Origin of the sequence: Sphingobium sp. (genome assembly GCF_041987595.1) — a bacterium.
Classification (GTDB): Bacteria; Pseudomonadota; Alphaproteobacteria; order Sphingomonadales; family Sphingomonadaceae; genus Sphingobium.
Map to the genome: position 1 here is coordinate 1 of NZ_JBHIWJ010000128.1, position 10,849 is coordinate 10,849.

General features: G+C 64.3%; 12 protein-coding genes. 7 read left to right on the top strand and 5 right to left on the bottom strand.

Annotation, left to right across the window (positions count from 1 at the left end):
• The 3 genes from tolB to ACFC3J_RS20405 all read left to right on the top strand — a co-directional run.
• Positions 1-885 (top strand): Tol-Pal system beta propeller repeat protein TolB (gene tolB, locus ACFC3J_RS20395; RefSeq protein ID WP_375197830.1); only part of this gene is annotated, 885 nt, incomplete at its 5' end.
• A gap of 73 nt (positions 886-958) precedes the next feature.
• Positions 959-1,468, top strand: a complete 510-nt coding sequence (gene pal / locus ACFC3J_RS20400) for a peptidoglycan-associated lipoprotein Pal (RefSeq protein ID WP_375197831.1) — start codon at positions 959-961, stop codon at positions 1,466-1,468.
• Between the two features lie 264 nt (positions 1,469-1,732).
• Positions 1,733-1,978 carry a hypothetical protein gene (locus tag ACFC3J_RS20405; protein ID WP_375197832.1) on the top strand — a complete coding sequence of 82 codons (246 nt, stop codon included), beginning with the start codon at positions 1,733-1,735 and terminating at the stop codon, positions 1,976-1,978.
• Between the two features lie 59 nt (positions 1,979-2,037).
• On the opposite strand, the gene rhaT is transcribed toward ACFC3J_RS20405, so the two are convergent.
• From rhaT to rhmD, 5 genes are all read right to left on the bottom strand, one after another.
• A complete protein-coding gene (rhaT, locus tag ACFC3J_RS20410) occupies positions 2,038-3,102 on the bottom strand; it encodes an L-rhamnose/proton symporter RhaT (RefSeq protein WP_375197833.1) in 1,065 nt (354 codons plus the stop codon).
• A complete protein-coding gene (locus ACFC3J_RS20415) occupies positions 3,099-4,007 on the bottom strand; it encodes an amidohydrolase family protein (protein WP_375197834.1) in 909 nt (302 codons plus the stop codon). The genes rhaT and ACFC3J_RS20415 overlap by 4 nt, the downstream gene beginning before the upstream one ends.
• A gap of 67 nt (positions 4,008-4,074) precedes the next feature.
• Positions 4,075-4,824 carry an SDR family NAD(P)-dependent oxidoreductase gene (locus tag ACFC3J_RS20420; protein WP_375197835.1) on the bottom strand — a complete coding sequence of 250 codons (750 nt, stop codon included), beginning with the start codon at positions 4,822-4,824 and terminating at the stop codon, positions 4,075-4,077.
• The gene (locus ACFC3J_RS20425; protein WP_375197836.1) at positions 4,821-5,678 is read right to left on the bottom strand and encodes a fumarylacetoacetate hydrolase family protein; all 858 of its coding nucleotides are present in this window, start codon (positions 5,676-5,678) and stop codon (positions 4,821-4,823) included. The genes ACFC3J_RS20420 and ACFC3J_RS20425 overlap by 4 nt, the downstream gene beginning before the upstream one ends.
• Before the next feature lie 22 nt (positions 5,679-5,700).
• On the bottom strand, positions 5,701-6,909 hold the full coding sequence (rhmD, locus tag ACFC3J_RS20430) for an L-rhamnonate dehydratase (protein ID WP_375197837.1): 1,209 nt from the start codon (positions 6,907-6,909) through the stop codon (positions 5,701-5,703).
• A 168-nt stretch (positions 6,910-7,077) separates the two neighbouring features.
• Between rhmD and ACFC3J_RS20435 the strand changes: the two genes are divergently transcribed.
• The 4 genes from ACFC3J_RS20435 to ACFC3J_RS20450 all read left to right on the top strand — a co-directional run.
• Positions 7,078-7,938, top strand: coding sequence for an IclR family transcriptional regulator (locus ACFC3J_RS20435; RefSeq protein ID WP_375197838.1), 861 nt, complete (start codon positions 7,078-7,080; stop codon positions 7,936-7,938).
• 46 nt (positions 7,939-7,984) lie between these two features.
• A complete protein-coding gene (locus ACFC3J_RS20440; RefSeq protein WP_375197839.1) occupies positions 7,985-8,749 on the top strand; it encodes an SDR family NAD(P)-dependent oxidoreductase in 765 nt (254 codons plus the stop codon).
• Between the two features lie 13 nt (positions 8,750-8,762).
• Positions 8,763-9,518, top strand: coding sequence for a (Fe-S)-binding protein (locus ACFC3J_RS20445; RefSeq protein ID WP_375197840.1), 756 nt, complete (start codon positions 8,763-8,765; stop codon positions 9,516-9,518).
• A partial coding sequence (locus ACFC3J_RS20450) for a lactate utilization protein B (RefSeq protein WP_375197841.1) occupies positions 9,515-10,849 on the top strand: 1,335 nt, incomplete at its 3' end. The genes ACFC3J_RS20445 and ACFC3J_RS20450, both read left to right, overlap by 4 nt.

A 10,849-nucleotide genomic window follows, 5' to 3' on the forward strand; every position in this document is an offset into this window, starting at 1 on the left:
GACTGGCGCCGCGCCGCGCATAAATGCGCCGACGCCATCTATGCCCGCCTGTCGGGCGAAAGCCCCTTCTTCGACAGCCGCATCGCCTATATCGCCGAGAGCGGCCCGAAGGGGAACCGCACCAAGCGTCTCGCCATCATGGATTCGGACGGCGCCAACCACCGCTTCATCACCAATGGCCAGTCGATCGCGCTGACCCCCCGCTTCTCGCCCGATTACAAGTCGATCGTCTATGTGAGCTACCTCAACAACCGGGTGCGCATCTACATTTACGACATCGGCACGGGGCGGCAGCGGCTGGTGACGGAAAGCACCAACCCGACCTTCGCGCCGCGCTGGTCGCCCGACGGGCGCAACATCCTCTTCTCGATGGCGATTGCCGGGAACACCGACATTTACCGCGTTTCGGCGCAGGGCGGTCAGCCGGTGCGCCTCACCAATGCGCCGGGCATCGATGTCGGCGGCAGCTATTCGCCTGACGGCCGCCAGATCGTATTCGAAAGCGACCGCTCGGGCAGTCAGCAAATCTATGTGATGAACGCCGACGGATCGAGCCAGCGCCGGATCAGCCATGGCGGCGGCCGCTATGCCACGCCCGAATGGAGTCCGCGCGGCGACCTCATCGCCTTCACCAAGATTTCGGGCGACTTCAAGATCGCGGTGATGACGCCCACCGGCGACAATGAGCGCATCCTGACCAATGGCTGGCAGGACGAGCAGCCCAGCTGGTCGCCCAACGGCCGCGTGCTGCAATTCTTCCGCACCACGCCGGGCCGCGACGGCAACAGCCAGGTGTGGCAGGTCGATCTGACCGGCGTGAATGAGCGGCGGATTCCGACGCCGCTCAGCGGTTCCGATCCGGCCTGGGGTCCATTGCTGCCCTGATTTCCATCGTAACGGAACCGATCCGTCCTGACTGCGTAACGACTTTTCAGAAGATATGTTGAGGAGCAACCCGATGAAACTGTCCCGCCCCCTGTTGATCGCCGTGTCCGTGCTGGCGCTCGCGGCCTGCGGCAAAAAGGCGCCCAAGGAGCTGCCGCCGCCGCCCGCCGACACTTCGGCCCAGACCGGCGGCCCCGCCACCCCCTCCGGCCCGGTCAAGGGCAGCCAGGAAGATTTCGTGGCCTCGGTCACGTCGGATCGCATCCTGTTCGCGCTCGACCAATATGATGTCGACGCGCAGGACCAGCAGATCCTGCAGAGCCAGGCGGCCTGGTTGCAGCAGAATCCCAATGTCCGCGTGACGATCGAAGGCCATTGCGACGAGCGCGGCACCCGCGACTATAACATCGCCCTGGGTGAACGCCGGGCCAATGCCGCGAAAAATTACCTCGCCTCGCTGGGCATCGATCCCAGCCGGATTTCCACCGTCAGCTATGGCAAGGAACGCCCGGCTGCGCTGGGTTCGGACGAGACCGCCTGGGCGCAGAACCGCCGCGCCGTGACGGTGACCGTCCAATATTGACGCTTTGTTGAAGCCATCGGGTCGCACCAATGCTTCAGGCCCGCCGGTCGCATGACCGGCGGGCTTTTCTTATCATTTCATCTGGAAAAAATCCCGTTAGTTCGAAAATCACCCCAACTTACAGGATTTTACGCAGGAAAAATTGACTTAAACCTCTGAAAAGGACCCGATTATCGGGCTTTTTCTCATTTGGCACGGCTCCTGCAATGTCTTGGGCACGGTCGACACGAGACCGTTCAACAATTCAGGGAAGGAACCAGCATCATGAAAAACATCGTCTTTATCGCCGCCGTCGCCGCCGCCACGATCGCTACCCCCGCTCTGGCGCGGGTCGAAGGCAGTTTCGGCGGGGCGAAAATGACCCTCAACGAAAAGACCGGGAAATATTGCCTGAAGCAGACCGTGCCCGGCTCCCTCAATCCCCGCGTCATCTGCCGCACCGTCGATGGATGGGCCGACGCCGGACTGACCGTCACCCGCAAGCCGGCCACCCGGCTCGCCCAGCGCTGACAAAGCGGTTCATGGCCTGTTGGCGGCGATCGCGACGCCGCCAACGCGGGCAGAAACTATCAGGCCGCCAGCCGGTTGCCGTAACCGATTATAAGGGTCGCGAAGATCAGCAGGCCGACCCCGCTCCACACCATGCGGCGCACGGCAGGCGCGGCGTCCTTCCATTCCTTGAAGGCAAAGCCCCAGCAGGTGCCGAAGATGATGATCGACGCCATGTGCAGCGTCCAGCTGGAAAAGCCGAACCGGCCCATCTGGCTCTCCCCCATGGTGTAGAAGAAGAACTGGAAATACCAGGCCGTCCCCGCCAGCGCGCAGAGCAGGAAATTGGGCAGCATCGGCGGCCTGTGGCCTTGATCGTCCGCCGCCCCGAACCATTGCCCGGCCGAACGGTTGCGGAAGATCAGCCAGCCGCACCACAGGGCGTTGGTGATGAGGCCGCCGAACATGACGATACACAGCGTCGGCAGACCGACCCAGAGCGGGCCGGTGCCCGCCGCCTTGCTCAGTGCATTGACCGGCTGCCCCGCCGCCAGCCCGAAGGCGAAGCAGGAGGACATGATGCCGGAAAAAATGGCGACGGCGATGCCCTTTTTGAAATTGAACTCGGCAACGGCCGCGGCCTTCTGTTCGGGCGAGAGCGCCGCGTCCTTGCGCGCGCCCGCCATGGCGACGACGATGATGCCCAATATCGTGACCGCCAGCCCAAGCAGCACGACCTGCCCGTGCAGCGTGCCGACGATCTCGGTCATGAAGCTGCCGTCGACGATCGGCGGGATCAAGGTGCCGAACACGGTGCAAAGGCCCAGCACCACCGCCATGCCCAGCGACAGGCCGAGATAGCGCATGGTAAGCCCATAGGTCAGCCCGCCAAAGCCCCACAGAAAGCCGAAGAAGACGCACAGCCCGACGATGGAGGAGGGCACCTGCGCCATGACGCCGAACAGGTCCTGCGTCTGCACATAGGCGAAGAACCAGGGCGCCAGCACCCAGGAGAATATCCCCCCGGTCAGCCAGAAAATCTCCCAGTTCCAGCGCTTCACGCCATGATAGGGGACATAGAAGCTGGCCGAGGCGAGACCGCCCAGCCAGTGGAAGAGAACACCGATCAGAGGATTGGGGGTCATAGGTCAAGTCCCAGACGATAGAGGCGGTTGGCGTTGCCGCCGAACAGGGCGCGGCGGTCTTCCTCAGGAAAGTCCGCAACGATGGCGTGATAGGATTCCATGTAACGGTCGATGGAGCCGAACAGCTTGTCGGTGGGCGTGTCGCTGGCGAAGGCGCAGCGTTTCGTCCCGAAAATCTCGATCGCCTCGCGGACGAGCGGCTCGATAGTCTGCTTCGTCCAGTCGCGGCGAATGAAGCCCATGCCGGACAGCTTGATCGCGACATGGGGCAGCGCGGCAAGGGCCTTCAGCCCCTTGCGCCAGTCTTCAACGCCGTCGGAATCGGTCAGCACCGGCATGCCCATATGGTTGATGATGACCGGAATGTCGGGATGCCGATCGAACAACGAAACGAGGCCCGGCATCTGTCCCGGATAGCATTGCAGGTCGAAGGACAGGCCGTATTTGGCCAGCAGCGCATAGCCCGCCTGCCATTGCGGATCGACGGTGAGGTCGATCGGGCCATAGGTGCGCCGGGGGCTGGGATGCCAGTTGACGATGTGGCGGATGCCCTTGACGCGGGGATGCGCAGCCTGCGCCGCCAGCAGCGCATCGGCATCGGGGTCGTTCAGCGCCGCAAAGGCGACGAAGCCGGTCGGCAGCCCCTCGACCGCGGCCAGTCCGTCCAGCCACTGCGTTTCGCGCAACGCGCTTTCCGCCGCGGCCCCGGCATCGACATGCACCGCGCCCACGACGTTCCAGCGGGCCAGATCGGCGCGATAGTCGGCCACGCGATAGTCGTGCGCGATGGATTCGACGCTGCCGTTCGGCCCCTCGTCGGAGAAGGGCGGGCTGAGCCAGTCATAACGGATATGCGCCAGATCCCAGAGATGGATGTGCGCATCGACAAAAGGCAGTTCAGGCAAGGAACTCTCCCGGGATAACGGGCGGCGCGCCGGCTCTTGGATGGCCGGTCGCGCCGCGCGGGATCTGTCAGAAGGTGGTGCGGCCGCCCGACGTGTCGAAGGTCGACGCCGTGGTGAAGCTGCATTCTTCGGACGCCATGAAGCCGATGATCGCCACCGATTCCTCGACATAGCCCAGACGGCCCATCGGAATCTTCGAGCGCATGTAATCGACCTGGCTCTGCGGCAGCTGGTCCAGGATCGGGCTTTCGAAGGTCGCAGGCGTCAGCGCGTTGGCGATCACGCCCTTGCCCGCCAGTTCCTTGCCCAGCGACTTGGTGAAGCCGATCACGCCCGCCTTGCTGGCGCTGTAGGCCGAGGCGTTGGGATTGCCTTCCTTGCCCGCCACCGACGACACGTTGACGATGCGGCCATAGCCGTTCGCCAGCATGAAGGGCACGACTTCCCGGTTGCAGTAGAACAGGCCGTTGAGGTTGATGTCGATCGTCCGCTGCCAGCTGTCGATCGGGAATTCATGCACCGGCACGGTGGCGCCGGTGATCCCCGCCGAGCAGATCAGGATATCGATCTTGCCCAGCGCGTCGGCGCTCTCCTTCGCCGCGGCCGCGACGGCCGCCGGATCGGACACGTCCAGCGCGACGGTGTGGACGGCGCCGACTTCATCCTTGGCGGCGGCCAGCGTTTCGGGGTTCAGATCCCAGAGGACGGCCTTGCCGCCCTCCTCGATGATGCGCTTGGCAACGAGCTTTCCCAGACCCGAAGCCCCGCCGGTTACGATCGCGCAACGTCCGGCATAGCGTCCGGCATAGATGCTCATGCGGGGATCTCATCACCCAGCAGGCGCCACTCGACGACCTGCTGCTTCTGGGTGCCGAGCTTGGCGATCCCCAGTTCCATGACGTCGCCGGCCTTGAGGTAGATGGCGTTGGGCTTCTTGCCCTCGCCCACGCCCGGAGGCGTGCCCGTGATCATCAGGTCGCCCGGCTGGAGCGTGACATATTCGCTGACATAGGAGATGAGCTGGGCAACGGTGAAGATCATCGTCTTGGTGTTGCCGGTCTGCATCCGCTCGCCATTGACGTCGAGGTACATGTCCAGGTCCTGCGGATCGCCGATCTCGTCCGCCGTCACCAGCCAGGGGCCGACCGGGCAGAATGTATCGTGACCCTTGCCCTTGCTCCACTGGGTGCCGCGGCTCTTCTGGTTGAAGCGTTCCGACACGTCATTGGCGAGGACATAGCCCGCCACCTTCGACAGCGCCTCTTCCTCGGACACATAGCGGCAGGTCTCGCCGATGATGACGCCCAGCTCGACTTCCCAGTCGCCATGGGTCGAACCCCTGGGCAGCATCACCTCGTCATTGGGACCGTTGAGCGCCGACAGCGCCTTCATGAACATGACCGGCTCGGTCGGGATCGGCAGGTTGGATTCGATCGCATGATCCTCATAGTTGAGGCCGATGGCGACGATCTTGCCGATACCCTTCACCGGCACGCCATAGCGCGGGTCGCCCTCGACGACCGGCAACGAATCGATGTCGGCGGAACGGGCGGCGGGCAGGTCAGCGATCGTGATGTCGGACACGACGCCCGACAGGTCGCGAATCTTGCCTTCGCTGTCGATGACACCGGGCTTTTCCTGGCCACGCTGGCCAAAACGGCAGAATTTCATGTCTCTTCTCTCTTCTGGGCGATCAATGGGTGTAGGGGCGGTGCATCGCGATATCGCGATTAAGCTCGACGCCGAAGCCCGGCGCATCGAGCGCCGTGACCTTGAGGCGGCCATTTTCCGGCACCGGCTCGCCGATCAGCTGCGGGTGGAACATCGGCACCACCTCCGTCGGTCCCGGATGCATCATCAAGAATTCGGCGAAGGGCGAATTGTGCCGCGTGATGACGAAATGATAGCTGTAGACCGACGAGCCGTGCGGAACGACCATCTTGCCATGGGCGTCGGCCAGCGCGCTGATCTTGAGCAGTTCGGTCACGCCGCCGCACCAGCCGACATCGGGCTGGATGATGTCGCAGCAGTCCATTTCCATCAGCATGCGAAAGCCCCAGCGGGTCGCCTCATGCTCGCCGGTCGTCACCAGCATCCCCTTGGGCACGTTGCGCTTGAGCTGCTGATAGCCCCAATAATCGTCCGGGCTGATCGCCTCCTCGATCCATTTGAGGCCAAGGTCATGCGCCGCGATGGCGAGGCGGGTCGCATAGTCGACGTCCAGCGCCATCCAGCAGTCCCACATCAGCCAGAAATCATCGCCGACCTTGGACCGCATGTCGGCCAGTTCGGCGATATTCTTCTTGAGGCCTTCAATGCCCTCCGCCGGTCCATGGTGCAGCGGCAGCTTGCCGCCGATGAAGCCGAATTCCTTCGCCTTGTCCGGGCGCGCGCCGGTGGCGTAGAATTGCAGCTCGTCGCGCACCGCGCCGCCCAGCAGATGATAGACCGGCTCCTGCCGCAGCTTGCCGAGCAGATCCCACAGCGCCAGGTCGACGCCCGAAATGGCGTTCACGACCAGACCCTTGCGCCCATAATATTGGGTCGAGAAATACATCTGGTCCCAGATCTTCTCATAATCGGTGGGCGAGCGCCCTTCGAGGAAGCGGGCGAGATGCTTCTCGACGATATAGGCGGCCGGTTCGCCGCCGGTGGTGACCGCGAAGCCCACGGTGCCGTCTTCCGCCTCGATCTCCACGACCAGCGTGCCCAGCACGTTGATCCCGAAGCTCTGTCGCGACTGGCGATATTCGGGATAGCGGGACATCGGCGTCGCGATGTGATCGTCGATCCAGTGGCCTTCGCCCTGGTCATGATAGTCGGCACCGCCGCCGCGCACGGTGAAGGCGCGGACATGCTTGATCTTCGGCAACGTCACGATCGGCACGCGAGAAACTCCCATTTCGCATCACCGCCGCCCGAAATATGGGAACCGACGGCAAAAAATTCCAATATATGGCCAAAGCCATGGATACCGGGTGAGCGCAGGGACTGGCGTGATCGAAAGAGAATCAGGTCAGCCGCCCCTTCACCCTTGTATTTCTCATTTTGTGGGATAGAGTATTAGTAGATGAGACAAATTTCGTCAAATCCAGAATCAGCCGAGCAAGAGGAAATGTCGAAGGTTTCGGAAAATGCGAAGGCGGAAGGGGTCAAGGCTTCGGGATCGCAGACGCTCCAACGCGGGCTGGACCTGCTCGATCAGGTGATCGACGGGCCGGTGAAGCTGGCCGAGCTGTCCGAACGCATGGGCCTGACCCGTTCGACCACCCACCGCCTCGCCAATGCGCTGGTGGATCGCGGCTTCCTGACCTTTCTCCCGCGCGAGGGATATCAGCTGGGGCCGAAGCTGCTGCAACTGGGCTTCCTGGCGCAAAGTCAGGCGGACGTGGTGCAGATCGCCCGGCCGCATCTCGAAGCGCTCGCCGCCAGCAGCGAGGATGTCGTGCATCTGGGCCGGCTGGATGGCGAACAGGCGCTGTATCTCGACAAGATTCCCGGTCGCCGCCGCGTGGAAATCTCCAGCCGGATCGGCGATCGCCAGCCGCTGACCTCGACGGGGCTGGGCAAGGCGCTGCTGCTCGACGATTCGGAAGCGAACTGGCACCGGCTGTTCGACGCCGATCAGGCGGCGGGCACCCATCCCATCGGCTACGACACATGGCTGGAGCGAATGCGCGACTATGCGGCGGAGGGCCGATCCTTCGATCTGGAGGAGAATGAGGACCAGATACGCTGCGTCGCCGCCCCCGTGCGCGACGCGTCGGGCACGATCATCGCCGCCATCAGCCTGTCGAGCGCCGCGCAATATATGGACGATGCGCGCATGCAGACGCTCAGTCAGGACGTCGTCGGCACCGCCCGGAAAATCAGCGCCGATCTGGGCTGGACCCCCGGCGTCAAACCACCCCGCCGCCCGGTGCGGCGCTAGTCCTCAACGCTCAGCCGCAAAGCGGCCTCAAAGCAAGGAATTTCTCATGAAGCTGCTTGAAGGCAAGACCGTCCTCGTCACCGGCGCATCGACCGGCATCGGCCGCGCCGCCGCCATCGGCGCCGCCCGGCATGGCGCCGACGTCGTCATCAACTATGCCAGCAGCGACGGCCCGGCCCAGAGCTGCGTCGAGGCCATCGAAGCGCTGGGCCAGCGCGCCATCGCGGTGAAGGGCGACGTCGCCGATCCGCAGACGGCGCAGGATTTCGTGGCGAAGGCCGTGGATGCCTTCGGCAAGGTCGACGTGATGGTCAGCAATGCAGGCATCTGCCCCTTCCACGCCTTTCTCGACATGCCGGTCGACGTGGTCGAGCGCACCTTCAGGGTGAACCTGCACGGCGCCTATTTCATGGTGCAGGCCGCCGCCCAGCAGATGGTGAAACAGGGCCATGGCGGCTCGATCGTCGCGGTGTCGTCCATCTCCGCGCTGGTCGGCGGCGAGTTCCAGACCCATTATACCCCGACCAAGGCGGGCGTTCATTCGCTGATGCAGTCGACCGCCATCGCGCTCGGCAAGCATGGCATCCGTTGCAACAGCGTCCTGCCCGGCACCATCCTGACCGAGATCAACAAGGATGATCTCGCCGATGTCGAGAAGCGGAAATATATGGAAGCCCGCACCCCGCTCGGCCGTCTCGGCCAGCCGGAGGATCTGGCCGGGCCGATCGTGTTCCTTGCGTCGGACATGGCGGCTTACGTCACCGGCGCGGCGCTGCTGGTCGACGGCGGCATGTTCGTGAACCTGCAATAATGGACCTGCAGCAATGGTAAAGCGGGTCGCCCTGTTCGTCACCTGCCTCGTGGACCTGATGCGTCCGCGCATCGGCTTTGCCGCCATCCGCGCACTGGAAGCGGCGGGCTGCGAGGTGGTCGTGCCGGAAGGGCAGACCTGCTGCGGCCAGCCCGCGCTCAACAGCGGGGACCGCGACCATGCGGCGGCGCTGGCGAAGCAGACGATCGCAGCGCTGGAACCTTATGAGGCGGTGGTGGTCCCCTCCGGCTCCTGCGCGGGGACGATCCGCTGCCATTATCCCGAGATGTTCGAACATGACCCCGAATGGCTGCCGCGCGCGCAGGCGGTGGCGGCCAAAACGTTCGAGATCATGGCCTATCTTGATGAAGTGCTGGGCTGGAAACCCGAAGGGGTGCGCATCAATGCGACGGCCACCTATCATGACAGCTGTTCCGGGCTTCGCGAACTGGGCATCAAGGCCCAGCCCCGCCGCCTGCTGAAAGGCATCGGCGGGCTTTCCTTCGCGCCGCTTCAGGGCGAGGAAACCTGCTGCGGCTTCGGCGGCACCTTCTGCGTCAAATATCCGGCCATCTCCAACGCCATCGTCGCAGAAAAGACCGACGCCATCGACGCCACCGGCGCCGATCTGCTGCTGGCGGGCGATCTAGGCTGCCTCATGAACATGGCGGGCAAGCTGAACCGGAAAGGCAGCAAGGTCCGTGCCTATCACGCCATAGAACTGATCGCGGGCATGGGCGACGGCCCCGCCATCGGGGAAGAGGCATGACCGCCAAGGCCGACCCAACGACTTTCCAGCAGCGCGCCGACGCGGCGCTGGCCGACCCCATCCTGAAAGTCGCGGTCGAGCGCACCGCAGGCACGGCCGAAGCCAAGCGCGGCATCGCGGTTCAGGCCTTTCCCGATTTCGAAGCCGCGCGCGACCGCGCCGCCGCGATCAAGGATCATGTGATCGCCCATCTGGGGGCCTATCTCGAACAGTTCGAAGCCAACGCCGTCGCCGCCGGGGCCAAGGTCCACTGGGCCAGCACCGCCGAAGAAGCCTGCAAGATCGTCATCGACCTTTGCAAGGCGGCGAATGCGAAGACCGTCGCCCGCTCCAAATCCATGCTGGGCGAGGAAATCGGCCTGCCCCATGCGCTGGCCGAAGCCGGGATCGGGCGGGTCGAAACCGACCTTGCCGAACATATCATCCAGCTGGCGGACGAGCGTCCCTCGCACATCATCTGGCCCGCCATGCACAAGACGCGGGAACAGGTGTCCGCGCTTTTCAGGGCGAAGCACCGCGCCCCGCATGAGGAAGAGACGATCGCCGCCATGGCCGAAAGCGCCCGGCGGGAGCTGCGATCCCGGATGCTGGGCGCGGATGTCGGCATTTCCGGCGCCAACTTCCTGATCGCGGATACGGGCGCGATCTGCACCGTCACCAATGAAGGCAATGCCGAACTCTCGCTCGTGCCGCCCCGCGTCCATATCGTGACGGCGGGGATCGAAAAGATCGTGCCCGGCATGCCCCACGCCATCCATATGCTGCGCATGCTGGCGCGATCGGCCACCGGCGCGGCGCTGACGCAATATACGACCTTCTATACCGGCCCCAAACGCCCCGGCGACCGCGACGGGCCGGAAGAGATGCATATCGTGCTCGTCGACAATGGCCGCACGAAGATGCGCGAGGAGGGGCTGGCCGAAATGCTCCGCTGCATCCGTTGCGGCGCCTGCATGAACCATTGCGTCGTCTTCCGCCAGATCGGCGGCCATGCCTATGGCGGCACCTATCCGGGACCGATGGGATCGGTGCTGACGCCCGCGCTCGACGGCCTGAAGCAAAGCCGCGACCTTCCCAACGCCTGCACCCTCAACGGCAGATGCCAGGAGGTCTGCCCGGTCCGCATCCCCCTTCCCACGCTGCTGCGCGGCTGGCGCGAGAAAAGCTGGCGCGAGGGGCTGGAGCCGACCTCGATGCGCTGGGGCCTTGGCCTCTGGGCCTTCGTCGCTCGCCGCCCGGCGCTGTATCGCTTCGGCACCGGCATCGCGGTCCGTGCCATGCAGATGCTCGGCGGCAAGGGCTGGATCAGCAGGCTCCCGCTCGCAGGCGGA